Source organism: Enterobacter sp. BRE11, from assembly GCF_031844285.1.
Lineage (GTDB): Bacteria > Pseudomonadota > Gammaproteobacteria > Enterobacterales > Enterobacteriaceae > Pantoea.
Genome location: NZ_JAUZUX010000002.1, coordinates 1 through 24,747, shown reverse-complemented (window position 1 = coordinate 24,747; position 24,747 = coordinate 1). Strand labels below are relative to the sequence as shown.

Sequence of the window (24,747 nt, the reverse complement as noted above, 5' to 3'; positions counted from 1 at the left end):
GCTCCTCAGGCGGCGGTCTGTTTTTCATAGAGAAAGTGCAGGATCTGCTGGCGCAGCTGGTGGTAGCGCGCCTCCTCCGCCAGCGCGATCCGCGCGCGCGGCCTGGCGAGATCGATGGTCAGGATGTCGCCCACCTTCGCCGCCGGACCGTTGGTCATCATCAGCACCCGGTCGGAGAGCAGCACCGCCTCGTCGACGTCGTGGGTGATCAGCACAATGGTGGTGTTCAGCTCCTGCTGGATGCGCATCACGCTCTCCTGCAGATGCGCGCGCGTCAGGGCGTCGAGCGCGCCGAACGGCTCGTCGAGCAGCAGCACGCGCGGCTTCATCGCCAGCGCGCGCGCAATGCCGACGCGCTGCTTCATGCCGCCGGAGATCTCGCCGGGGCGCTTGTGCATCGCATGGCTCATCTGCACCCGGTTCAGGTTGTGCTCGATCCACTCCGCCATCTCCGCGTTGCTCATGCGGCCTTTAAAGACCTGGCGCACCGCCAGCTCCACGTTCTGCCAGGCGGTCAGCCAGGGCAGCAGCGAGTGGTTCTGAAACACCACCGCGCGCTCCGGGCCGGGCCCGGCGATTTCGCGGTTGTCGCACAGCAGCACGCCGCTGCTTGGCGCGGTGAGTCCGGCGATCAGGTTGAGCAGCGTCGATTTGCCGCAGCCGGAGTGGCCGATCAGGCTCACCGTCTCCCCTTCGTGAATATCGAATGAGACGTTATCCAGGGCGAGAAAGTCGCCGCCCGCGGTGGTGAAACGCTGGCTGACCTGCTGAACGCGAATAATCGGTGACATAGCGGCTCCTTATTTATCCCAGCTAAAACGGCGGGCCAGCAGCATCAGGCCCTGCTCCAGCAACAGCCCCACCACGCCGATAATCAGAATGGCGATGAGGATGTTCTCGACGTTGAGGTTGTTCCACTCGTTCCAGATCCAGAAGCCGATGCCGAGGCCGCCGGTGAGCATTTCGGCCGCGACGATCACCAGCCAGGCGATGCCGATAGAGAGGCGCACGCCGGTGAGCACCGCGGGCAGCACGGCGGGAAACAGGATGCGGCGCATCACCGTCCACTCGGAAAGCTGCAGCACGCGCGCCACGTTGAGATAGTCCTGCGGGATGCGCTGCACCCCTTCGGCGGTGTTGATCACCATCGGCCAGATCGAGCAGATAAAAATGGTCCAGCTGGAGGCGGGTTCGGCGCGCTGGAACAGCAGCAGGCCGATCGGCAGCCAGGCGAGCGGGCTGACCGGACGCAGCAGCGAAATAATCGGGCTGAACATGCGCGACACAAAGGTGAAGCGCCCGAGCAGAAAGCCGGCGGGTATGCCCACCAGCGCCGCCAGGCCAAAGCCGACGGCGACGCGCTGCAGCGAGGCGAGCACGTTCCAGCCGATACCCTGGTCGTTTGGGCCGGCGTTATAGAAAGGATCGGCGAACAGCGTCAGCGCCGCCTGCCAGGTGGCGTACGGCGTCGGAAAGCCGCTGCTCCAGAGCGCGGCAATCTGCCACACCAGCAGCATCAGCAGCAGGCCGCAGAGCGCCGGAATGAGCCGCTGCATCAGCGGACGCAGGCGCGGCGGGCGCACCGCGCTTTTCGGCTTCAGGTTAAGTGTCACGACGGTGCCGGTTTCGACGGCGGTTGGGGTTGGGGCGCCGATCTGCGCAACTTTTTTCATCTCAGCCTCTCTTAGCGTTTCAGGGCGAAGCCAGCGGCATAGGCGGCAGGATCGCTGCCGTCCCACACTTTGCCGTCCATCAGGGTGCTGCTGCGCAGTTCGCCCGTCGGCAGCGCGACGTTGCCGACGGCGCTTGCCGCCTGTTTGTAGATGTCGATGCGGTTAATCTGACGCGCCACCGCCAGATAGTCAGGATCGGCGCTGAGCAGGCCCCAACGCTTCATCTGCGTCAGGAACCACATGCCGTCGGAGAGCCAGGGGAAACTCACCGCGCCGTCGCCAAAGAAGCGCATGGCGTGCGCGTCCTGCCAGCTTTTGCCGAGGCCGTTCTGGTACTGGCCGAGCATGCGCCCCTCCAGCGTCTCGACTTTGGTGTTGATCCAGGCGCGCTGCGCCAGCACGGCGGCCGTTTCGCGGCGGTTGTCATCGGAGGCGTCGATCCAGCGCGCCGCCTCGAGCACCGCGGCGGTCAGCGCGCGGGCGCTGTTGGGGTGCCTGTTCACCCACTCGGCGCGGGTGGCGAGGATCTTCTCGGGATGCTCCGGCCAGATCTGCTGCGACGTGGCGGCGGTGAAGCCGATGTTGTCGCTGATGGCGCGCTGGTTCCACGGCTCGCCGACGCAGAACCCACTCATGTTGCCGATCTTCATGTTCATCACCATCTGCGGCGGCGGCACCACCAGGGTGCGGACGTCGTCAAAGGGATGAATGCCCGCGCTGGCGAGCCAGTAGTAGAGCCACATGGCGTGGGTGCTGGTGGGAAAGGTATGGGCGAAGCTGAAGGCGCCTTTCGGCTGCGCCGCCACCGCCTGCTTCAGGCTGGCGGCGTCGGTCACGCCCTGCGCCTTAAGCTGGCTGGAGAGCGTAATCGCCTGGCCATTGTTGTTGAGCGTCATCAGGTTGGCCATGTCGTGCTGCGGCCCCGCCACGCCCAGCTGCAGGCCGTAGATCATGCCGTAGAGCGCGTGGGCGGCGTCCAGCTCGCCGGAGGTGAGCTTGTCGCGCACCGCTGCCCAGCTCGCCTCTTTGCTCGGCTGCAGCGTCAGGCCGTACTTTTTATCGAAGCCCTTCACCGCCGCCATCACTACCGGCGCGCAGTCGGTGAGCGGGATAAAACCGACGCGCAGGCTCGCCTTCTCCGGCGCGTCGGAACCGGCGGCCCAGACGGCGCTGCGCAGCCCCGGCAGCAGATATGCGCCGCCTGCGACGGCACCGGCGAGTAACAACTTGCGCCGTGAGGCGGAAAAAGAGGAGTGGCTCATCGCTCGCTTCCTGAAAAAAGAGAATAAAAAAAGGCGTCCGACCGACATGCCTGCGCATGCGGATGGACGCCTTTATCCAACGCACTGTTTCGCCGCCGTTGGCGAAAGAAGTGCGAACTCCCTGACACTGCAGCAAGGAGCGTGCCAGGTTAGAAAGCCCGCGCTGGCGCAGGGTCTGGCGCGGCGAAGCGGAAGGAATGCACTTTGCTAAGGCAGCCTGCGCACAGCGGTTGTGCATCTACCTCCTGAGAGGTAGCCGCGCCGCGACGCTCACTGCGACGCGGGCGGCTGCGCCATTGCGGCCACCGCCAGCACCGCCTGCGCGATGTCGATAATGCGTTTGTTCTGGTTCATGGCGCTTTTGCGCAGCGCCTGCCACGCCGCCTGTTCGCCGTAGCCGTGCTGCTGCATCAGCCAGGCCTTCGCCTGATCGATCACCCGTCGCTCTTCTAAGCTGGCACGCATGGTGGCCAGCTCATCCGCCTGACGCTGCAGACGCTGCGCCTGCTCGCGCACCAGCGACAGCACCGAGCGGCCAAGCTGGTGCGCCAGGCCGTCGCTGTGCAGCCGGGTCTGCTCTTCCGGCAGCCAGTCGGCGCCGGCGATATAGAGGCTGAAGCTCTGGTCCGCCGCCAGCATGGGCTGTGCGGCTTCGCTCTGCGCCGCCTGAATGCTCTTCCGGCAGCGCGCCATCAGCGTGGCGGTCAGGTGATCCTCCAGCTTTTTCATCTGATCGATGCGGGCGCTCAGCAGCGAGAACCAGCGCAGCGTGCCCGACTCCTCCGCCTGGCCAAGCGTGCAGGCGATGCGCCGCAGTCGCTCCACCTCCCGGCTGGCGGACGCCAGCGGATGCCAGCGGGCCAGCGCGTCGGCGTCGGCAAACTGGCTGAAGGTGGCGAAACTTTGCTCCTGCGCCGCGATCAGCGCCACCATGCGCTGACGCTGCTCTGCGCTGAAGCGGCCAGCGGCGAAGCCTGCCGATCCGGTGGCGCGCTCCTGTCCCGCCAGCTCTTTGCCCTGCATAAAGCTGAACAGCGCAATCAGCGCGCGGGAAATGTCGGGATGGCTGGCGGTATCCGCCGCCTCGAACACCAGGTTCAGCAGAGTGCGGATCACCTGGTTGAACGCCTGCATCGACTGCGCCTGATCGCGCTCGCCCGCCAGCATCTGCGCGCGCAGGCCAGGCAGCGCCGCCAGCGCCTGCAGCGCGGCGGCGATCAGGTTGCAGAAGCGGCTGTCGCCGGGATGGGCGGCGGCGGGCGGCAGCGCCCGGGTAAAGCGTCGGATCGCCGTGCTCACCTCGTTCTCGCGCGCCAGGCGCTCCTGGGCAAACAGCCGCCCCTGCGAGCAGATCCAGATATTGCTGGCGCCGCGCTCGCGCTGAAGCTGATGGATCAGCTCGCTCAGCGCCGCAATCAGCTGGCCGGTATGCAGCAGCCGTTGCAGGCTGGCGATGTCGCTGTCGCGCGATGCCTGGAGGTATGCCAGCGCGTCGGTCATAGGGATCACCTTCTACTCTGCGTCGTCTTATTGGGGCAAAACAAAGCAAAAGGCGTGCCGGTTTATGAAATAAGGGCGATCGCGCTCACCCGGATATTCTGAAAAGCGCGGGCGCTCAAAAGCGGGCAAGGTTGCCACAGCGCGCTAAAGCAATTAAAAAAATTTAATAATTTCCTATTCCCGGTGGCGCATGTCAAAATAGCGTGCTCATAATTCATCACGTTACGTCATTCATTCGTAAATTTCGCTTAACTGAACCACCCAGCGACCTTTTTCGGCATCTTTACGCGCTGCGCGACAGGCTGGCTAGCATGGCTTTAGCGACAGCGCAATGGTTTGAAATCTCAAAAGTCTTAGGTAGACTGGATGCGGTACTATCCTGATGTAATTTGTCTGTTTTTTTAGCTGATGCTGTGAAGGCATGATGCAGGTTGCGGGTCGTCACCAGCGTGACGATGGCGACGTATTATGCAGTTACTCTGATGAAATCGAGGAACATGGTGAAAAAGAGTCTTGCGTTAATGCTGCTGGCGACATTGACCCTGGCGGGCTGTAAAGCGCCACCGCCGCCTGTCACCGATGACACGCTGGTCACCAGCGAGGTCAATGGCGTCAAGTTGGTGCATCGTCATGCGGTCGTCGCGCCTGCCGAATTTACCCCGGTGAATGAGACCTGGCGCGCGCTCTATGCGGCGTCGGTGATGACCACGCCCGACTACGGCGGCAAAGTGTTGCGCTATCTGGAAACCGGCAAGCCGTTTGAAGTGCTGGGCAGCGTCGAAAACCACTGGCTGGCGATCGCCGACCAGGCTGACGGCCCGCTGATCGGCTATGTTCCGCTGAAGGCGGGCGTAGAGAGCAGCCGCTACGACGCCACGCTGCGCAGCGATCGCCCGCGTCCGCGCGGTAAAAATAAGCAGGTCTGCGTGGATGTCGGCGGCGCCAGCAAAGCGTGCCGCACCAACGATACCGCGACCTGGATCTTAGACTGATAATGAAATCCGGCGCATATTGCCAGTTTGTCATCCCTGAGCTCGCCACTCAGGGATCTGTTCTTGTCTGGAAGAATCCCCGTTAATGACTCAGGAATCGCAGGCCGCAGAGGCGAACACCTCGGGCAACGATAATCTTTTACTGCAGGCTGCGGCGCCGCTGTTGAACGCCGTGGTGCAGCTTCGCCAGGCGGTGACGCACGACGATCCCGCCGGCCTGCGTCAGTCGCTGATTGATGAAATCCGCCAGTTCGAGCAGCGCTGCAAGCAGGCGGGGCTGCCGTTCGAGATGATTATCGGCGCGCGCTACTGCCTCTGCAGCGCGCTGGATGAGGCCGCGGCGCAAACCCCCTGGGGCACGCGCGGCGTCTGGTCCGGCAACGGCATGCTGGTCACCTTTCACAACGAAAGCTGGGGCGGCGAAAAATTTTTCCAGCTGCTGTCGCGCATTTCGCAGAGCCCGACTCAGCACCTCTGGCTGCTGGAGGTGGTGCACTACTGCCTGCTGCTCGGCTACGAAGGCCGCTATCGCGGCAGCGACAGCGGACGAGTGCAGTGCGACGCCATTCGCAAGCGCCTCGCGAAGCTGATTGAGGAGACGCGCCAGCCGCAGCGCGAGAGCGCCAGGCCGCTGGTCGAGGTGCACCCGCTGGTCAGCAGCATCTCGCGCCCGATGATCCCGCTCTGGGCCTGCGCGACCGTCGCCGCGCTGCTCGCCTGCCTGCTCTACAGCGCGCTCAACTGGCGGCTCGGCAACGACGCTGAACCGCTGCTGCGCGCCATTTATCAGACGCCGCTGCCGCAGATCACCGTCGGACGCCGCCCCTCTTCGCCGCAGGCGCTGCTCGATTTGCGGCAGCGCCTTAACGACGTTATCGCCGCTGGCCAGCTTGAAGTCAGCGACGGCGCGTTCGGCAGCAAGGTCATTATTCCCGCCGACAAGCTGTTCGCCGAACAGGGCACCGCCATCAATCCGGTCGGACGCGCCTTGCTGGCCCGCGTCGCCACGGCGATGAAGAACGTCAAAGGCACGGTGCTGGTCTCGGTGTTCACCGACAATCGCCCGGTGGACAACAGTCGCTTCGCCTCCAGCTATGAATTCTCGTTCGCCCGCGCCCGCGCCGTGACCCAACTGCTGCAGTCGCAGCTTGCCGACGGTCATGCGATCCGCTCAGAGGGACGCGGCGACAGCGATCCCCTGCTGCCCAACGACAGCAACGAAAACCGCACTCGCAACCGCCGCGTCGAAATTACGCTCTTCGCCGCGCCGGAAACGCTCAGTAATCATCAGGGAACCCAGTAATGCGCGCATCCTTACGCCCTGTTCTCACTCATCGCCTGCTGTGGAGCTTTATCGGCGTGACGGCGCTGAGCTGTCTCGTCTGGATCCTCGGCCCCTTCTGGAGCTGGGGAGAGACTCGCCCGCTGGAGCAGGCGCTGCCGCGCCAGCTGACGGTGGGCCTGCTCTTTTTTATCTGGATTTTGTTTCAGTTTATCCCTTCGCTCTATCGCGCCTGGTTCAACAGCAAGCTGCTCAATAACCTGCAGCAGGCGGGCGCGGAGGATCTCTCCGATCGCCAGGCGACCGAGGAGCTGCTCACCCAGCGCTTCAGCGAGGCGGTGATGCAGCTAAAACGCATGCCTCTTAGCCGCAAAAGCAGCAGCCGCTGGCTGGCGGGCATGCAGTCGAGCTATCTCTATCAGCTGCCGTGGTATCTGGTGATCGGCGCGCCCGGCGCGGGCAAAACCACCGCGCTGCTCAACGCCGGGCTCGACTTTCCCCTGACCGACAGCGTCGGCAAGACCGCGATTCGTGGCGTAGGCGGCACCCGCCACTGCGACTGGTGGTTTACCGACCAGGCGGTGCTGATTGACACCGCCGGACGCTATACCCTGCAGGAGAGCCAGCGCGCGCGCGATGCCGGCGAGTGGCACAGCTTTATCAATTTGCTGAAGCGCTACCGCACGCGCCAGCCGATTAACGGCGTGATTATGACCCTCAGCGTGGCGGATCTGCTGAGCGAATCGGCCGAGGCGCGCTATGCCCAGGCGAGCGCCATGCGCAATCGCCTGAGCGAGCTGCACCAGCAGACCGGCATTCACTTTCCGGTCTACGTGATGGTGACCAAAACCGATCTGCTGAAAGGCTTTATGGGCTATTTCGGCGCGCTGGAGAAGCGCCAGCGCGACGCCATCTGGGGCTTTACCTTTCCCTGGGAGCCAGGCAGGCCACATAAAGATGACTGGCACCGCAGCTTTGATCAGCAGTTCCACCGACTGGAGCGCCAGCTTCAGCAGCAGCTCAGCCACAAGATGGCGCAGGAGCGCGATCTCAGCCAGCGCGCCGACTGTTTTCTTTTTCCGCAGGAGTTCGCCTCGCTGCGCCCGCTGCTGAGCGAGTATCTCGACGTGGTGTTCTCCGACCAGCAGGCGTCGATCGCCTGGAGCGCCCGCGGGCTCTTCTTTACCAGCGGCACCCAGGAAGGCCTGCCCTTCGACCGTATCATGGGCGAGTTGAGCCGCAGGCTGCAGCTGCCACAGGCGGGCGGCCAGACCATTGCCGCGTGGGACAGCGTCAACCGCAACAGCCCGATCCCCGGCAACAAAGGCCAGAGCTTTTTTATCCGCGATCTGCTCAGCGACCTGGTATTCCGCGAAAGCGGCCTTGCCGGCAGCAACCGTCACTGGGAGCACCGTAATCAGCTGTTCCACTGGATCGGCTACGGCGTGCTGGCGGGCGCGCTCACCATCGCCTCGGGACTCTGGCTGATCAGCTTTTTCCAGAACCAGCGCTACCTCAGCCAGGTGGCGGAGCGCGTACCGGTCATCGCCACCCAGAGCCAGCAGGTCATTCATCAGCCAGCTGATAATATTTTTGATCTGCTTCCCTTTTTGAACAACCTGGTGAAACTGCCGCTCTCTGACCACTTTTCTCTGGATAATCCGCCAGTTACCATGCGCGCTGGGCTTTATCGCGGCACCCAGGTCAGCGATGCCGCCTGGGCGCTTTATCAAAATGCGCTAAAGTCTTTGCTATTACCGCGCGTCGCGCAGCAGATCACTAATCTGCTGCGAAACGACAAGGGCGACGACAATGAGTACAGCCGCAACGCGCTGCGCGCCTACCAGATGCTCTATCAGCCGCGCAACTACGACGGTGAATTTCTACGCGCCTGGCTGATGCAGAATTTGCAGCGTTCGCTGCCGGAGAATGTCAGCGCGCGCGATTTGCAGCAGCTCGACTGGCACCTCAGCCAGCTGCTGGATCAGCAGATTCAGTCTTCGCCCTATGCGCGCGACAATGCGCTGATGATGCGCAAGCTTGCGGAAAATCTTAAAAATGCGGGTCGCGAAGGCAGCGCGCTGGCCGTGGCGCCGACGGCGGACGCGCAGCGATTGACCGCGCATAGCGAGTAATGATGAGGTGAGTATGGCTGCGATCCTTGCCCCCGGCTGGTACGGGAAGCTCCCCTCAACCGGCGATTTCCTTCGTCACCGGTTGAGCGAGAAACATATCGCGCCCTGGACCCACTGGTTTCAGCAGGGGCTGATGCACTGGCACAGCCAGGAGCAGGCGGCCACCAGCTGGTTTTTGCAGGCGCCGGTATGGAACTTTGTGCTGCCGATCACGCCGGGCGTGCAGCAGGTGCAGATGGGCTGCCTGATGCCCTCATGCGATCGCGTAGGCCGCGCCTGGCCGCTGCTGGCGCTGCGCACCTTTCCGCTCAGCCAGTGGCATCCGGCGCAGCTCGCGATTTCCGGCGACTGGTTTCAGGACTTAGGCGCCACGCTCTACCAGGCGGTACAGGTGCAGATCGCCCCCGACCAGCTGGAGCAGCAGGTGCAGGCGATGCCGCCGCTGCTGGTGCCGGAGAAGCAGCGCTCCGACATTATGGACGTTATCGGCTTTAACGATCTGCCCTGCACCCTGAGCTGGCGTGAGGTGGCGGAGCGTTTCGATCCCCAGCAGCATATCAGCTACTGGTGGACCAACCGCTGCGACGGCTTCGCCCACGCGACCCACAAGCACAGCGGCAACCTGACGGCGCAACTGTTTTTATTACTTTTCAACCCGGCGGCAGGTACTCAGCCGGGACGTAACGGCCTCTATCCGCCGATGTTCGAATAACGGCCTTGCGTTTGCCCATCAGACACGGGATGACTCATGCAATTTACCATTGTGCAGTGCAATACGGATGTTCCGGTAAAAACCGTGGCGTTTCAGCCGCCCGGCGGCACCATCGGCCGTAGCCAGGATAACGATCTGGTATTGCCGGATGAATCGCGCGCGATTTCGCGCCTGCAGGCGCTGGTGCACCTGTCCGCCGAGGGCGAGTGCCGCCTGACCAACCAGGGCAGCGTGACCGCGGTGGTGCACAACGGCGTCGCGCTCGAGCGGGGAAGTCAGGTTCAGCTGCACCATGGCGACGCGCTGCAAATTGGCGAATATCAGCTTGCCGTGCAGGATCCGGCGCGCGCCGACGCGGCAAAGGACGATCCGCTGGCGCTGTTCGTCAGCGAGCTGCAGACTGAGGGCGATCCGCTGGGCATGTTTGAGGTCGAACCCACCGAGAGCATCCTCTCTGCGCCTTCTGCTTTGCCGCGCCACAGCGACGCCCGGCTGGCGATCGATCCGCAAAAGAGTGAGGCGCCGCGTCCGACCGGCATCGCTTTACAGGATCAGGAGAAGCTGATCGCTGCGCTGCTGGAGGGGATGGGGCTGAATAATGGCCACGCCACGCCGATTGACGAAGAGCAGATGCGCGTCACAGGGCGAATGCTGAGCCTCTTCTCGCAGGGTACGGTCGCACTGCTGTCGTCGCGCCAGATCCTGAAGCGCGGCGTCAAGGCGGATATGACGATGATCCTGAACGAGGCGAACAACCCCTTTAAGATCCTTCCCTCCGGCAAAACTGTGCTGATGCAGATGTACCAGAGCCAGATGCCCGGTTTTATGCAGCCGGAGCAGGCGGTGCGCGACGCGCTGGTGGATCTGCAGGCGCATCAGCTCGGCATGATCGCCGGTATTCGCGCCATTATCGCCGCCATGCTGCAGTCGTTTAACCCGCAGCGTCTGGAAGAGCAGGCGCGCAGCGAGGGCGTGCTGCCCAAACTCCCCTTCTCTGTCGCCCGCAAAGCCGCGCTCTGGGACTATTTTACGCGCGACTATCAGCGCACTGCCGGCGAGATTGAAGATGACTTCCACACCCTGTTCGGCGAAGCCTTTCTGCACGCCTACGATGTGGAAGTAAACCAGTATAAAGATTCGCAGACCCGGACGGATGACGCATGAAAATAGTCTTTGCCAGCCGCTGCCAGCAGGGGCTGCGCGATGAGAACCAGGACCGCACCGGCGCGGAGATCACCGACGAGAAAGCCTGCTTCGTGGTTTGCGACGGCGTGGCGGGCCTGGCGGGCGGCGAACGTGCCGCACAGCTGGTGCGCGATACCCTGCTCGCCGATCTGCGCGACCAGCCGCAGCTGACGCCGGAAAACACGCACGCGGCGATTGAACGCTGCCGCGCGGCCCTGCGCGAGGCGCAGACGCAGCAGCCCGGTTTCTCCCGCATGAGCACCACGCTGGCGGCGCTGTTTATCGATCGCCTGCAGCGGCGCGCCTGGTGGGCGCACGCCGGCGACAGCCGGGTCTACCACTTTCGCCACGGCACGCTGTTCGACGTCACGCGCGATCACAGTCTGGCGCAGCAGTTAAAGGATGCGGGCTATGAAAATACCGGCATTAACAGTAATTTACTTTATAATGCGCTCGGCGCGGATCCGGCGCGTCCCGTGACCTTCTCCGCCGAGCTGGCGCTGGAGGATGGCGACGCCTTTCTGGTTTGCACCGACGGTTTCTGGCTTAACCTGACGACCAGAGAGATGGAGCAGGCGCTGCGCATGGTGAACGCCTGCGAAGAGTGGCTGGCGCTGATGGAAAAAGCGGTCAGCCGCAGCGTGAAAAAGGACAATCTCAGCGCGCTCTCTGTGTGGATCGGCGAACCTCAGGACGCCACGTTGCTTTATTCTGCGGCGGATTCGGCACGTTTTCTGCCGCCCCGCGACTGATACCAAGGATCCTTATGAAATTGTGGTTGTCCGGCATTGCGTCCCTACTTATCGCTTTCAGCGCGCAGGCCGAAGATTATCGCGTGGTCTACTCCCCCAGCCTGGCGCTGGAGGTTTTTATCGACGGCGTGAAAAGCAAAGCGCCCGACGACTGGTGCAAAGAGTCGCTGCCGCTGCGCATTGTTTCGGGCAAAAGCACCGATTCCGCCGTGCTGACGACGTTTTTGCCGCGCGTTGGCACGCTGCTGGCCAATCAGTGCGGCACGCTGGACGAGCTGCCCTGGCAGATGACCAATAAAGAGGGCGGCGTGCTGGCCAGCGGCAGCGCCAGCAAGCTGCAAAACTGGCGGCCGATTGTGATGGCCGACGCGACCGCCAGCGCCAGCGCCGCCAACGCGGCGCCGCTGGATCTGTCGCGTCCGGCCAACGGCGCGCCGCTGCAGCATTTCGATCTGCCCGGCGGCTGTCGCTTCCGCACCTGGTGGGACGCCGACGGCCAGTCGCTGTTTATTCCCGACGTCGCGCGGGCGCAGTGCCCCCACGACGGCTGGCTGGAAGGCAAAAGCGCATTAACGTTAACCAGCAAGGGCACCAGTACGCCGCTGCCGGTCACCTTTTATCAGGGCTACCCCGTCGCAAACCTGCAAATCTCCGGCAACTCGCTGCAGGTGGTGGCGGTGAACAGAGAGCGCATGATCGTGACGCGTGCCGATGCGGCGGACAGCTGGCTGGTGCTGCCGTTCGACGAGGCGAGCCACATCTGGCGCTTTAACGGCACGCTGCTGGTGAAAATGGACAAAAACACGGCGCAGCAGGATCCGGACGCCGTGAAATCGCGGGTGGAAACGTTGCGTGGTCTTTGGGGACCGCAGTTTATGCCACAGCAAAAAGTGAATGTGTTACTGATCGACACCCTGCACGCCGACCTGGTTGATCCGGCGATAGGTGCGTGGCGTAACATCAATTAATTACAGCGCAGCCTGGCTGCCAGGCGGTGTTCAGAGAGTTCACTATGTCGGCAAATGATAATCAGAAAGCGGTGCCCAACGCGCTCCCGGCGGGATACCGATTTAACGAGTTTGAAATCAAGGAAGTGATTGGCGGCGGCGGGTTTGGCATCGTTTACCGCGCCTGGGATCATCAGCTTGAACGCACCATCGCCATTAAAGAGTATATGCCGGTGTCGCTGGCGGTGCGCGCTGAGGATCTGTCGCTGGAGCTGCGCGGCGAGCGCTATCAAAAGCTGTTTAACGCCGGCCTGGCCAGCTTTATGCAGGAGGCGCGTCTGCTGGCGCGCTTCAACCATCCCGGCCTGCTGCACGTGCTGCGTTTCTGGGAGCAGAACGGTACCGCCTATATGGGCACGCTCTACTACAGCGGCATGACGCTGAAAGAGTGGCAGCAGACCAGCCCGGATGCGTTGAGCGAGGCCTGGATTCGTCGCCTGCTGCCGCCGCTGTTCGGTGCCATCAGCACTATCCATCAGGCCGGCTATCTGCATCGCGATATTTCGCTGGATAATATTCAGATCCAGGAAAACCAGCTGCCGGTGCTGCTCGACTTCGGCTCGGCGCGTAAAGAGATCGGCAATCTGTCGGATGAAACCGAGATTATGCTCAAGCCCGGCTTCGCGCCGATTGAGCAGTACAGCGAAGAGGGTGAAAACGAACAGGGGCCGTGGACCGATATTTACGCCCTCGGCGCGGTGCTGCACAGTCTGATCACCGGCAATCCGCCGCCGGTGAGCGTGGTGCGCTGCATTGAGGATAACTACCAGCCGCTGGTCGAACGCCAGCCGCCCGGCTATTCCCTGCCGCTGCTGCATGCGGTGGACTGCGCGCTGGCGATGAAGCCAGTCGATCGCCCGCAGTCGATTGACGCCTTTGCAGCGCTTATCGATCTGCCCGTCAGCGACGTCGAGGCGGTGGTCAATAGCCTGCAGCCCGCGCCCGAGCCGCCGCCGGTCGCTGTAGCGCCCGCGCCAGCGCCCGTGGTCGAAGAGGAAGCCGTCGTGACGCCGGCGCCGGTGGTGATGGCGGTGAATCACGCCTCACCCAGCGTCGAACCGGTCACGCCGCGCAACGTGCGCCGCCTGTCGCCTGGACTGGTGGCGCTGGCGGCCGCGGCGCTGCTGGCGGTCGTGGTGGTCACCTGGCTGGCCAACAGGCGCGACGCGACGCCGGAAAACGCGACGCCTGCGGTGGCGCAGAACCCCGTCGTGAACAGCGCGCCGCCCGCGACGCCCGCGGCGCTGGCGACGGTCTACCTCAAGCTGGAGCGCGGCGCCAACGTGGTGCTCAACGGCCAGCCGGTGGAGGTGAAAACCGGCAGCAACGGTTTCGCCGCGCTCAACCTGGCGGCGGGTCAGTATCGTATTGAGGTGCATTCGGGCACCAGCATGCGCGCGCAGTCGCTGGTGATTGACAAGCCGGGCACCTGGCTGCTGAATCCGGGGAACTAGCGCGCTCTCGCGGCGTGGATGAGCACGCCGCGAGCCCTCTCCTTTAGCCCTGTGCGCAGCGAACGCCCGCCTGCAGCGCGCGTACCTGGTGCGCCAGACGGCTTAAACTCTCCTCCTCCATGCCGCGCTTCGCCAGCTCCTGCTCAAGCGAAAAAAGATACTGCGCGTTGCTGCCCAGCGGGCCGCTCGCCGCGGCAATCAGCGGCGCGATCGCCTCAGGACAGGAGTCCGATTCATAGAGCGGATGGCGCGGATCCATAATAAAGGCCAGCGCGGTGACGCTGCGCCCATCCTCCAGGGTTAACTCGCACCAGGTCGGCAGATAGCAGCCGGTAATCATCTCGCGCTTCCACAGCAGCTCCAGCTCTTCATGCAGGCGCGTCTCCGGCAGGCGAAACGCCAGGCCGCTGGTCGAGCCGCCCTCTTTCAGCGCCAGCATCCGGCCAGGATGGGACGAGGTGCCGCGTCCGGCGATCAGACGCAGGCAGAAGGCGCGGTGCCAGCCGTTCAGCGTGCCGGAGGCGACCTCGTCCGCTTCAAAAACCGGATTCCACATCAGCGATCCATAGCCGAAGATCCAGACCGGGCTCTGGTCGGGACGGCAGGCGAGCGTGGCCGCCAGCGACGCGGCGCGCTGCTCACAGCTCCAGAGCAGCGATTCCTCAATATCGCCGAATGAGGTTTTGCAGTCGGCTTTTAGTAAAAATTCTCGGGTTAACAATGCGACCTCCTGACTTCTTTAACGTCCTGTCCGACGGGCTCCCTTATAAAAATCGGCTGGCGGGCGACAATCTTGAGTCCCAGCCTGCACTGACAGTATGCATTTTCCGCACCGCTTTCAAGGCCGCGTCAAGACGAGAAATTAAAAAACCGTCGCATCAGGCCAGCTGCGCCGGCCCGCTGTTCATGGCTACTTTTTGGGGTGCCACTTATCATCGTCCCCTTTTTCATACTCTTTTTTCACCGCTGACCAGGCAACTTTATGCGCCACCTCTTCCTGAGACTCGTCGCCGCGTCGATCATCTTTGTCTTTGTACTGATCCCAGGCGCTGTTGAACGCCTTCTGATAGATCTCCTGCGCGTGCGGCGGCAAAACATGTTTCACGTTATCCGGCAGCGCTTCACGATTTTTGTAAGGCATTGCATTTCCTCCATTAAGGGCCCGCTTTAAGCCTGGCGTATGGCGAAAAAATTACAACCTTGTTATTCAGCGCGTCCTTTCTGAAAAAATGGCCGAAGCACATAAAAGACAAGGCTATCGCCGCTCTAACTGGCGATTACCAGCGACATTTTTGCCTGGCTAATAAAGTTAATATAATGAATAGAAAGCGATAAACGATGTTGATAATGGGTTTTGACAAGGTGAGAACATATTTGCGTAAAAGTAAAAACCGGTAAATTTCACCCAGGCTAAATAGTGAAAAGTTATACTCTAAGGGGTAATAAACGCTCTACTATTTTGTGAAGCCCCGTTGGGTTTCGCTGAGGCATTTCTCTGAAGAGGATGGTGAATGACCACACATGAAAAAACACGTCACAAAGAGTTTTCGCTGATACTTCCCCTCGCCGCCCTGGGCGTACTCTTTTTCTTTGGCGGGCAACATTCCCTGCCCGCGGTTATCGGCATCAATCTGCTGGCGCTGGTCGCGATCCTCAGCAGCGCCTTTAGCGTGGTGCGCCATGCCGACGTGCTGGCGCATCGGCTGGGCGAGCCTTACGGCTCGCTGATCCTCAGCCTGTCAGTGGTTATCCTTGAGGTCAGCCTGATCTCCGCGCTGATGGCCACGGGCGATGCCGCACCGGCGCTGATGCGTGACACGCTCTACTCTATCATTATGATCGTCACCGGCGGGCTGGTGGGGTTCTCGCTGCTGCTGGGCGGGCGCAAGTTCGCCACACAGTATGTGAATCTTGCCGGGGTAAAGCAGTATCTGATCGCCATCTTTCCGCTGGCAATCCTGGTGCTGGTGTTCCCCAACGCGCTGCCGGGCGGTAACTTTACCACCACGCAGGCGCTGCTGATCGCGGCGATTTCGGCGGCGATGTATGGGGTTTTTCTGCTGATTCAGACGCGCACTCACCAGAGCCTGTTTGTTTACGAGCATGAAGACGACAGCGACGATGGCGACCCGCACCACGGCAAGCCCTCGGCCCACAGCAGCATCTGGCACACCGCCTGGCTGATCGTCCATCTGATTGCGGTCATCAGCGTTACCAAGATGAACGCCAATACGCTGGAGCATCTGCTGTCGGAGTTTAATGCGCCCGCACAGTTCACCGGCTTTCTGGTGGCGCTGCTGATCCTCTCGCCGGAAGGACTGGGGGCGCTCAAGGCGGTGCTGATGAATCAGGTGCAGCGCGCCATGAACCTCTTTTTCGGCTCGGTGCTGGCGACTATCTCGCTGACCGTGCCGGCGGTGACCATTATCGCCACCCTCACCGACCAGCAGCTGGTGTTCGGCCTTGAGCCGCCGCAGATGGTGATGATGTCAGCGGCGCTGATCCTGTGTCATATTTCGTTTTCAACCGGGCGCACCAACGTGCTGAACGGCGCCGCGCACCTGGCGATTTTCGCCGGCTATCTGATGACGATCATGCTCTGAACAAGAGACGAAAAAAAAAGAGCGATTCACATCGCTCTTTTTTATTTGGCCGCCTGAAGCGCCAGTTACTTGCTGGTATCCAGCTCCGGGAAGCTCTTCACCAGGTCGTCAATCGCCTTCATCTGCACCAGGAACGGCTCCAGCTTATCCAGCGGCAGCGCGGACGGGCCATCGCACTTCGCGTGATCCGGATCCGGATGCGCCTCAATAAACAGACCGGCGATACCGACTGCCATACCGGCGCGCGCCAGTTCGCCCACCTGGGCACGACGACCGCCGGAAGCGGCGCCGAACGGGTCGCGCGTCTGCAGCGCGTGGGTCACGTCGAAAATCACCGGGCTGTTGTTGGTGACTTTCTTCATTACGTTAAAGCCGAGCATATCGACGACCAGATTGTCATAGCCGAAGTTGCTGCCGCGATCGCACAGGATCACCTTATCGTTGCCGCCTTCGGCGAACTTATCCACGATATTGCCCATCTGGCCCGGGCTGACGAACTGCGGCTTCTTCACGTTGATTACCGCGCCGGTCTTCGCCATCGCTTCTACCAGGTCGGTCTGACGCGCCAGGAAGGCGGGCAGCTGGATCACGTCCACCACGTCAGCCACCGGCTGCGCCTGCGACGCCTCGTGCACGTCGGTAATGATCTTCACGCCGAACGCCTGCTTCAGCGCCTGGAAAATCTTCATGCCTTCTTCGAGGCCGGGACCGCGATAAGATTTGATGGAGGAGCGGTTCGCCTTGTCAAAAGAGGCCTTGAACACGTACGGAATGCCAAGCTTGTCGGTGACCTTCACGTAGTGCTCGCAAATACGCATGGCGAGATCGTGCGATTCCAGCACGTTCATGCCGCCAAACAGCACAAATGGCAGATCGTTAGCGACCTTGATATCACCAATAGTGACGACTTTCTGAGTCATGCCCTTTCCTTAATGGTGTGGTGCGCTTAGTGCAGCGTCACCTGTTTCTGTTCAATTGCGTGAATTTGTACTTTGATCATTTCGCTGACCGGATCCTCGGGACACTGCTCAACGAAATAGGTTAAATCGTTTAGCGCAATGTGATCGCACTCCAGCTGCGCGTAGATCAAACCGCGATCGCGGATCTCGTACGGGTCGTCCGGATCGATCTGCAGCAGCACCTGACTCACGCCCAGCGCCAGCTCCATCTGCTTCTCCTCCATCAGCGCCGACTTCATGGTGTCGAGCATCTTGCGCATCACGCTCACGGTCTTCGCCTCTTCCAGATCGTCGTCGTAGAGCTTCGCCGTGGGGCTGATGTTGCCCTTTAGCCACACTTCCAGCGTATGGGTATCCAGCGTCTCGCCGTTGAACGGGTTGATCAACCACATCTCGCCGTCGATCCAGTCAGCGCGCAAAATCAGCTGCGTGGGGAAAATAACCGGCATCAGCGGAATATCGAGCGCCTGCGCGATATGCAGCAGGATCACGCCCAGCGACACCGCGGTGCCCTGACGCGTCTTGAGCACTTTATCCAGCCACAGCGCGTCGGAAAGGTTATAGATGCCGCTGGCGCCACCGAAGCCCCACTGGCGGTAGAAAAGTTCCAGCAGCTTCTCCAGCTGCATGTCGGCGTCCTGTTCGCTGCTCACATAGCGGCGCGCTTCTGCCACCAGCGTCGCCAGCTGCTCCTGCACGGACGAGGCGGGAAAATCGGCGCGAATCGCGCGGGTAGCGCCAATCACCGCTTCACACAGCGGCGTCTGGCTAAAATCTAATTGCTCTGTGGAGGTCATACTATCCCCAATAACGGCATTTTGGTCACCGCCAGCTTAATCACTGTCACCAGCGCGACCAGCGCGACCAGGAAAGCGATCCAGCGCGTACGGCTGGTGCGCGGGCGACGACTCAACGCCACGGAACCTAAGGCGATGTAGATAATAACGCCTAAAAGCTTCTCCGTCAGCCAGCTTCCTTGCGGCGAGAACGGGTAAAAGTGGGTAATCATCACCAGCAGCACGCCGGTCAGCAGTAAAAAGGTGTCGTTAACGTGTGGCGTAATGCGCACCCAGCGCCGCTGCAGCAGCGCCGAGCCGCTGCGCAGCCAGTAAAAACGCACAATAAAAAGCGCAATGCTGATAAACACCGTCAGCAGATGCAGTTGCTTGATAAGCGGGTAGTAAGCGGCCATGGAACGTCCTTTTTAAGAGGGAATGCGACCGAGCGTGACGCGCGGATTGCCGCCGTAGTCATTTACGGTCGCGACCTGAAGAAAATTGTGCTGCTGCATCAGCGCGCGCACCGCCGCGTCCTGCTGCCAGCCATGCTCCAACAGCAGCCAGCCGCCGGGCGCCAGCCACTGCGGCGCCTGGGTAATAAGCAGGCGCAGATCCGCCAGCCCCGCCTCGTCGGCCACCAGCGCACTGCGCGGTTCGAAGCGCACGTCGCCCTGCGAGAGATGCTGGTCGCACGCGTCGATATAGGGAGGATTGCTGACGATCAGGTCGAAGCGCGAAGCGTGCAGCGCGTCGAACCAGTGGCTCACGGCGAACGCGGCGTTGGGGATCGCCAGCCGCTCGGCGTTGCTTTGCGCCAGCGCCACGGCGGCCTCAATGCGATCGACGCCCAGCACCTCGCAGTCGGGCCGTTCGCTCGCCAGCGCCAGCGCGATGGCGCCGGTGCCGGTGCCGAGGTCGAGAATGCGCGACGGTGCGGCGGGCAGACGCGCCAGCGCCTGCTCAACCAGCGCTTCGGTATCGGGACGCGGGATCAGCGTCGCGTCGGAGACGCGCAGCGGCAGCGACCAGAATTCGCGCTCGCCAATGAGGTGCGCCACCGGCTCGCCGCGCACGCGCCGCGCCAGCAGCGCGTCGAGCTGCGTCAGCTGTTCAGGCAGCAGCTCAGTCTCGCCAAACGCCACCAGCCAGCTGCGCGATTTGCCGGTGACGTGCCCCAGCAGGATCTCCGCGTCGCGCTTCGGGCTGTCGCCGCCCTGTAGCGCGGCGACAGCCTTTTTCAGCCAGTCCTGAAACGCCATTACTCCTGACCAGCCAGCGCGGCCAGCTGATCGGCCTGATGCTCCTGCACAATCGGCTCAATCAGGTTGTCCAGCTTGCCTTCCATGGTTTCGTCAAGGCGATAGATGGTCAGGTTGATGCGGTGATCGGTCACGCGGCCCTGCGGGAAGTTATAGGTGCGGATACGATCGGAGCGGTCGCCGCTGCCCAGCAGGTTGCGGCGCGTGCTCGCCTCCGCTTCGTGGCGCTTCGCCATCTCCGCGGCGCGAATGCGCGCGCCCAGCACCGCCAGCGCTTTGGCTTTGTTTTTGTGCTGCGAACGCTCATCCTGACACTCCACCACGATGCCGGTCGGCAGGTGGGTGATGCGGATGGCGGAGTCGGTGGTGTTGACGTGCTGGCCGCCCGCGCCGGACGAGCGGAAGGTGTCGATCTTCAGGTCGGAGGGATTGATCTCCGGCAGCTCCGCTTCCGGCACCTCCGGCATCACCGCCACGGTACAGGCCGAGGTATGGATACGCCCCTGGGACTCGGTTTCCGGCACGCGCTGCACGCGGTGGCCGCCCGATTCAAACTTCAGGCGGCCATAGGCGCCTTCGCCGGTGACGCGGGCGATGACCTCTTTATAACCGCCGTGCTCGCCCTCGTTGGCGCTGACGATCTCCACGCGCCAGCGGCGGGCTTCAGCGTAGCGGCTGTACATGCGGAACAGGTCGCCGGCGAAGATCGCCGCCTCGTCGCCGCCGGTGCCGGCGCGCACTTCGATAAAGCAGGCGCGCTCGTCGTCGGGATCTTTCGGCAGCAGCAGCACCTGCAGCTGCTGCTCCAGCCGCTCGCTCTCGGCGCGTGCCTGCTGCAGCTCTTCCTGCGCCATATCGCGCATCTCAGCATCGTCCAGCATCATCTGGGCGGTGTCGATATCTTCCTGCGTCTGCTGCCACGCGCGGAAACATTGGGTCACGTCGGTTAACTGCGCATATTCACGCGAGAGCGCGCGGAAGCGGTCCTGATCGGCGATAACGCTGGCGTCGCCGAGCATCGCTTCCACTTCTTCGTGGCGCTCCTGCAGCGCTTCCAGTTTGGCAACAATAGAGGTTTTCATGTCGTGATGGGATTCTCGTCACAGAGGGCAACAGCCCAGGAGTCTACTCGAGACCAAGGCTGTCGCGAAGCAATTGCAGGCGTTCAGTGTCGCCGTCGCGGGCGGCCTGCTGCAGGGATTTGGTTGGTGCGTGAATTAAACGGTTAGTCAGCTTGTGCGCCAGCTCCAGCAGGACTTTCTGCGGATCGGCGCCCTGCTGCAGCGCGGCCAGCGCGCGCGATTCGAGATCGGCGCGCACGCTTTCCGCCTGAGAGCGGTATTCGCGAATCGTCTCGACCGCGCTCTGGGCGCGCAGCCAGGACATAAATTCGCCGCTCTCCTCCGCCACGATGCTTTCGGCCTGTACGGCCGCGGCTTTGCGCTGCGCCATATTCTGCTCGATGATCGCCTGCAGGTCGTCGACGCTGTAGAGATAAGCGTTAGGCAGCTTGCCCACTTCCGGCTCGACGTCGCGCGGCACGGCGATATCCACCAGCAGCACCGGTTTGTTGCGGCGCGCTTTCAGCGCGCGCTCCATCATCCCTTTGCCGATAATCGGCAGCGGGCTGGCGGTGGAGGAGATGACGATATCGGCGTCGGCGAGACGCGCGTCGATGTCGCCGAGGCCGATCACTTCCGCGCCGACCTCTTCCGCCAGCCGCTCGGCGCGCTCGCGCGTGCGGTTGGCGATGATCAGCTTCTGCACGTTATGCTCGCGCAGGTGGCGCGCTACCAGCTCAATGGTTTCGCCCGCGCCGACCAGCAGCACGTTGACAGTCGAGAGGGACTCGAAGATCTGGCGCGCCAGCGTACAGGCGGCAAAGGCGACCGACACCGCGCTGGCGCCGATTTCCGTTTCGGTGCGCACGCGTTTGGCGACCGAGAAGGTTTTCTGGAACATCCGCTCCAGCTCGCTGCTCAGCGCATGGCCGCGCTGCGAGTCGGCGAAGGCTTTTTTCACCTGGCCGAGAATTTGCGGTTCGCCCAGCACCAGCGAGTCGAGGCCGCTGGCTACGCGCATTAAATGGCTGACCGCCGCGTTGTCCTGATGCCAGTAGAGACTTTGACGCACGTCCTCTTCATTGAGATGGTGATAGTCACACAGCCAGCGCACCAGGCGCTCCTGCAGATCCGCCTGCTGCTCTACGCTCAGATAGAGTTCAGTGCGGTTGCAGGTAGAGAGAACGACGCCGCTCTGCACCATCGGCTGGGAAAGCAGGCTGTCGAGCGCCTGTTCCAGCACGTCCGGCCCGAACGCGACGCGTTCGCGCAGCGCGACAGGTGCAGTTTTATGATTGATTCCGAGAGCGAGCAGCGTCATGGCGATAAAAGTTGGGATGTCCCAATAATGTCAGGGTTTTGTGATGCGCATTCTACAAGATGCGGCAGATCATGAAAAGCCATACAAAGGCTATGACTGTAATAAGATTAAACTGATCGTGCGCAATTTTACTCTTATCACCATTGACGGTTTATAAGCGGATCGCTAGCGTTAACCGTTACGAATTAAAAACGTGTCCGAGGAGATGACCACGTGATGACCTGTTCCCCACGCACTATGCTGCGCCTTTTGCCGCTGGCGAGCGTTCTGCTCACCGCCTGCGCCGTTAATCAGCCGCAGGGCCCAGGCCCGAGCACGACCGCGCCGCAGTGGCAGCAGCATCAGCAGGAGGTGGCGAAAGTCACGCACTACCAGACACGCGGCGCCTTCGCCTATCTTTCCGACAAGCAGAAAGTCTACGCGCGCTTTAACTGGCAGCAGACCGCCCCGGACCGCTATCGCCTGCTGCTGACCAACCCGCTCGGCAGCACCGAGCTGCAGCTCGACGCGCAAGGCGACACCGTACAGATCGTGGATAACAAAGGCAAACGCTACGTCAGCAACGACGCGGAGAAGATGATCTCTCAGCTGACCGGCATGGATATCCCGCTCGCCAACCTGCGTCAGTGGATGATGGGCCTGCCGGGCGACGCCAGCGACTATCAGCTCAACAGCAACTATCAGCTTAAAAGCCTGAACTACAGCAGCAACGGCCAGAAGTGGCAGGTGGCGATTCAGGATTACGACAGCAAATCCACCCCGCCGCTGCCGGCGAACCTTGAGCTGCGTGAAGGCGATCAGCGCATCAAACTGCGTATGGATAGCTGGACCCTGCAATGATCATCACCTGGCCTGCACCGGCAAAGCTCAACCTGTTTCTCTATATCACCGGCCGTCGCGCAGACGGCTACCATAACCTGCAGACGCTGTTTCAGTTTCTCGACTACGGCGACAGCCTGCATATCACGCCGGACAGCAGCGGCCGCGTTAGCCTGACCACGCCGGTGGACGGCGTCGCCCATGACGACAACCTGATTGTTCGCGCGGCCATGCTGCTGCGTCAGGCGGCGCAGGCGCAACAGCGGCTGCCAGCCAACGCCGGGGCGCAGATCGCCATTGAAAAGCGGCTGCCGATGGGCGGCGGGCTGGGCGGCGGCTCCTCGAACGCCGCCACCGTGCTGGTGGCGCTGAATCACCTGTGGGAAGTCGGTTTCTCTCTTGAGGCGCTGGCGGAGCTGGGGATTAAGCTTGGCGCGGACGTGCCGGTGTTCGTCAGAGGTTTCGCCGCTTTCGCGCAGGGCGTCGGCGAGCAGCTCCAGCCCGCCGATCCGGCGGAAAAATGGTACCTGGTGGCGCATCCCGGCGTAAGCGTGCCGACGCCGCTGGTGTTTAACGATCCGCAGCTTACGCGCGATACGCCGGTGCGTTCGCTGGCGGCGCTTTTATCGACACCCTTTCACAATGATTGTGAGGCAGTGGTAAGAAAACGTTTTCGTGAGGTTGATGAGCTTGTTTCCTGGCTGCTAGAATACGCGCCGTCGCGCCTGACTGGCACTGGCGCTTGCGTGTTTGCCGAATTTGACACCGAGTCAGCCGCTCGTCAGGTGCTGGAACTCGCCCCGAAATGGGTATGCGGATTTGTCGCGCGAGGCGTTAACGTCTCGCCTCTGCATCGCACCCTTTCCGGGCTGTAAGCGCATGTGTGACAGTGTCACCCTGTTCCAGACGCTGCACGCTGTGCATTAACACACCCGTATGAACATGCGCTACGGTATGCGCCGGTTACCGTAACGTCGTTCATTCTCTGGACGCCAAGCCTGAGGTTCTTCTCGTGCCTGATATGAAGCTATTTGCTGGTAACGCCACCCCGGAACTAGCACAACGTATTGCCAACCGCCTTTACACCAGCCTCGGAGACGCCGCAGTGGGCCGTTTCAGCGATGGCGAAGTGAGTGTACAAATCAATGAAAATGTACGCGGTGGTGATATTTTCATCATCCAGTCCACCTGTGCTCCCACCAATGATAATCTGATGGAACTGGTTGTGATGGTCGACGCGCTGCGTCGAGCTTCTGCTGGTCGTATTACCGCGGTTATTCCCTACTTCGGCTATGCCCGCCAGGATCGCCGCGTGCGCTCCGCTCGCGTGCCGATTACCGCTAAAGTGGTCGCGGATTTCCTTTCCAGCGTTGGCGTCGATCGCGTTCTGACGGTCGATCTTCACGCCGAGCAAATCCAGGGCTTCTTTGACGTCCCGGTTGATAACGTTTTCGGCAGCCCAATCCTGCTGGAAGACATGCTGCAAATTGGTCTGGAAAACCCGATTGTGGTTTCCCCGGACATCGGCGGCGTCGTGCGTGCTCGCGCGATTGCCAAGCTGCTCAACGATACCGATATGGCTATCATCGACAAACGTCGTCCGCGCGCGAACGTTTCTCAGGTGATGCACATCATCGGTGACGTGGCGGGCCGCGACTGCGTGCTGGTCGACGATATGATCGACACCGGCGGCACGCTGTGCAAAGCGGCGGAAGCGTTGAAAGAGCGCGGCGCGAAACGCGTCTTCGCCTACGCGACCCACCCGATTTTCTCCGGCAACGCAGTGGAGAATCTGCGTAAATCGGTGATCGATCAGGTCATCGTCTGCGACACCATCCCGCTTTCTGAAGAGATGAAGTCGCTGCCGAACGTGCGTACCCTGACGCTCTCCGGCATGCTGGCTGAAGCGATCCGCCGTATCAGCAACGAAGAGTCTATCTCGGCGATGTTCGAGCACTGATTTTCGTCTAATAAAAAACCGGGCCAGGCGCC

24 protein-coding genes are annotated in these 24,747 nt (G+C 61.9%); 12 read left to right on the top strand and 12 right to left on the bottom strand.

The features are described 5' to 3' along the window. Nucleotides 1–5 precede the first annotated feature (5 nt). From Q9R34_RS02270 to Q9R34_RS02255, 4 genes are all read right to left on the bottom strand, one after another. The gene (locus tag Q9R34_RS02270) at nucleotides 6–791 is read right to left on the bottom strand and encodes an ABC transporter ATP-binding protein (protein ID WP_485892245.1); all 786 of its coding nucleotides are present in this window, start codon (nucleotides 789–791) and stop codon (nucleotides 6–8) included. A 9-nt stretch (nucleotides 792–800) separates the two neighbouring features. Then, a complete protein-coding gene (ntrB, locus tag Q9R34_RS02265; protein WP_485892244.1) occupies nucleotides 801–1,673 on the bottom strand; it encodes a nitrate ABC transporter permease in 873 nt (290 codons plus the stop codon). A gap of 11 nt (nucleotides 1,674–1,684) precedes the next feature. After that, entirely contained in the window at nucleotides 1,685–2,935 is a 1,251-nt protein-coding gene (locus Q9R34_RS02260; RefSeq protein WP_485892243.1) for a CmpA/NrtA family ABC transporter substrate-binding protein, read from the bottom strand. Between the two features lie 270 nt (nucleotides 2,936–3,205). After that, nucleotides 3,206–4,435: a nitrate- and nitrite sensing domain-containing protein gene (locus Q9R34_RS02255; protein WP_485892242.1), complete on the bottom strand. Its 1,230-nt coding sequence runs from the start codon at nucleotides 4,433–4,435 to the stop codon at nucleotides 3,206–3,208. A 497-nt stretch (nucleotides 4,436–4,932) separates the two neighbouring features. On the opposite strand from Q9R34_RS02255, the gene Q9R34_RS02250 reads away from it, so the two are divergent. From Q9R34_RS02250 to Q9R34_RS02215, 8 genes are all read left to right on the top strand, one after another. Then, entirely contained in the window at nucleotides 4,933–5,427 is a 495-nt protein-coding gene (locus Q9R34_RS02250; protein ID WP_485892455.1) for an SH3 domain-containing protein, read from the top strand. Nucleotides 5,428–5,512: 85 nt separating this feature from the next. After that, nucleotides 5,513–6,730 (top strand): type IVB secretion system protein IcmH/DotU, encoded by a 1,218-nt coding sequence (gene icmH, locus Q9R34_RS02245; RefSeq protein ID WP_434125455.1) that lies wholly within the window; start codon nucleotides 5,513–5,515, stop codon nucleotides 6,728–6,730. After that, entirely contained in the window at nucleotides 6,730–8,844 is a 2,115-nt protein-coding gene (tssM, locus tag Q9R34_RS02240) for a type VI secretion system membrane subunit TssM (RefSeq protein ID WP_485892240.1), read from the top strand. The genes icmH and tssM overlap by 1 nt, the downstream gene beginning before the upstream one ends. 13 nt (nucleotides 8,845–8,857) lie before the next feature. Beyond that, nucleotides 8,858–9,556: a type VI secretion system-associated protein TagF gene (gene tagF, locus Q9R34_RS02235; RefSeq protein ID WP_434125452.1), complete on the top strand. Its 699-nt coding sequence runs from the start codon at nucleotides 8,858–8,860 to the stop codon at nucleotides 9,554–9,556. A 36-nt stretch (nucleotides 9,557–9,592) separates the two neighbouring features. Continuing rightward, nucleotides 9,593–10,720, top strand: coding sequence for a type VI secretion system-associated FHA domain protein TagH (tagH, locus tag Q9R34_RS02230; protein WP_485892238.1), 1,128 nt, complete (start codon nucleotides 9,593–9,595; stop codon nucleotides 10,718–10,720). After that, entirely contained in the window at nucleotides 10,717–11,493 is a 777-nt protein-coding gene (locus Q9R34_RS02225; protein WP_485892236.1) for a PP2C family protein-serine/threonine phosphatase, read from the top strand. The genes tagH and Q9R34_RS02225 overlap by 4 nt, the downstream gene beginning before the upstream one ends. Before the next feature lie 14 nt (nucleotides 11,494–11,507). Further along, a complete protein-coding gene (locus Q9R34_RS02220; RefSeq protein ID WP_485892234.1) occupies nucleotides 11,508–12,461 on the top strand; it encodes a hypothetical protein in 954 nt (317 codons plus the stop codon). Between the two features lie 44 nt (nucleotides 12,462–12,505). Continuing rightward, complete coding sequence (locus Q9R34_RS02215) at nucleotides 12,506–13,954, top strand: serine/threonine protein kinase (RefSeq protein WP_485892232.1); 1,449 nt, start codon at nucleotides 12,506–12,508, stop codon at nucleotides 13,952–13,954. A 43-nt stretch (nucleotides 13,955–13,997) separates the two neighbouring features. On the opposite strand, the gene Q9R34_RS02210 is transcribed toward Q9R34_RS02215, so the two are convergent. Both Q9R34_RS02210 and chaB read right to left on the bottom strand, forming a co-directional pair. Beyond that, entirely contained in the window at nucleotides 13,998–14,675 is a 678-nt protein-coding gene (locus Q9R34_RS02210) for a gamma-glutamylcyclotransferase (protein ID WP_434125447.1), read from the bottom strand. 189 nt (nucleotides 14,676–14,864) lie between these two features. Beyond that, nucleotides 14,865–15,095 (bottom strand): putative cation transport regulator ChaB, encoded by a 231-nt coding sequence (chaB, locus tag Q9R34_RS02205; RefSeq protein WP_485892230.1) that lies wholly within the window; start codon nucleotides 15,093–15,095, stop codon nucleotides 14,865–14,867. 370 nt (nucleotides 15,096–15,465) lie between these two features. On the opposite strand from chaB, the gene chaA reads away from it, so the two are divergent. Further along, entirely contained in the window at nucleotides 15,466–16,557 is a 1,092-nt protein-coding gene (gene chaA, locus Q9R34_RS02200; protein ID WP_485892229.1) for a sodium-potassium/proton antiporter ChaA, read from the top strand. Between the two features lie 65 nt (nucleotides 16,558–16,622). On the opposite strand, the gene kdsA is transcribed toward chaA, so the two are convergent. The 6 genes from kdsA to hemA are packed head-to-tail and all read right to left on the bottom strand — an operon-like array spanning nucleotide 16,623 to nucleotide 21,936. Continuing rightward, nucleotides 16,623–17,477: a 3-deoxy-8-phosphooctulonate synthase gene (kdsA, locus tag Q9R34_RS02195; RefSeq protein ID WP_434125445.1), complete on the bottom strand. Its 855-nt coding sequence runs from the start codon at nucleotides 17,475–17,477 to the stop codon at nucleotides 16,623–16,625. Between the two features lie 26 nt (nucleotides 17,478–17,503). Next, nucleotides 17,504–18,313 carry an invasion regulator SirB1 gene (sirB1, locus tag Q9R34_RS02190; RefSeq protein ID WP_434125444.1) on the bottom strand — a complete coding sequence of 270 codons (810 nt, stop codon included), beginning with the start codon at nucleotides 18,311–18,313 and terminating at the stop codon, nucleotides 17,504–17,506. After that, nucleotides 18,310–18,708, bottom strand: coding sequence for a SirB2 family protein (locus tag Q9R34_RS02185; protein WP_084881896.1), 399 nt, complete (start codon nucleotides 18,706–18,708; stop codon nucleotides 18,310–18,312). The genes sirB1 and Q9R34_RS02185 overlap by 4 nt, the downstream gene beginning before the upstream one ends. Before the next feature lie 12 nt (nucleotides 18,709–18,720). Then, entirely contained in the window at nucleotides 18,721–19,554 is an 834-nt protein-coding gene (gene prmC / locus Q9R34_RS02180) for a peptide chain release factor N(5)-glutamine methyltransferase (RefSeq protein ID WP_485892226.1), read from the bottom strand. Next, nucleotides 19,554–20,636, bottom strand: coding sequence for a peptide chain release factor 1 (gene prfA, locus Q9R34_RS02175; protein WP_485892224.1), 1,083 nt, complete (start codon nucleotides 20,634–20,636; stop codon nucleotides 19,554–19,556). Before prfA ends, prmC begins: the two co-directional genes overlap by 1 nt. Before the next feature lie 43 nt (nucleotides 20,637–20,679). Next, the gene (gene hemA / locus Q9R34_RS02170; protein ID WP_485892223.1) at nucleotides 20,680–21,936 is read right to left on the bottom strand and encodes a glutamyl-tRNA reductase; all 1,257 of its coding nucleotides are present in this window, start codon (nucleotides 21,934–21,936) and stop codon (nucleotides 20,680–20,682) included. 216 nt (nucleotides 21,937–22,152) lie between these two features. Here hemA and lolB point away from each other — a divergent pair, with 216 nt between their 5' ends. The 3 genes from lolB to prs all read left to right on the top strand — a co-directional run bounded on the left by lolB (nucleotide 22,153) and on the right by prs (nucleotide 24,715). After that, nucleotides 22,153–22,776 carry a lipoprotein insertase outer membrane protein LolB gene (gene lolB / locus Q9R34_RS02165; protein WP_434125437.1) on the top strand — a complete coding sequence of 208 codons (624 nt, stop codon included), beginning with the start codon at nucleotides 22,153–22,155 and terminating at the stop codon, nucleotides 22,774–22,776. Further along, entirely contained in the window at nucleotides 22,773–23,630 is an 858-nt protein-coding gene (gene ispE, locus Q9R34_RS02160; protein ID WP_485892221.1) for a 4-(cytidine 5'-diphospho)-2-C-methyl-D-erythritol kinase, read from the top strand. The genes lolB and ispE overlap by 4 nt, the downstream gene beginning before the upstream one ends. 137 nt (nucleotides 23,631–23,767) lie before the next feature. Next, nucleotides 23,768–24,715, top strand: a complete 948-nt coding sequence (prs, locus tag Q9R34_RS02155; RefSeq protein ID WP_006118899.1) for a ribose-phosphate diphosphokinase — start codon at nucleotides 23,768–23,770, stop codon at nucleotides 24,713–24,715. Nucleotides 24,716–24,747: the final 32 nt, after the last annotated feature.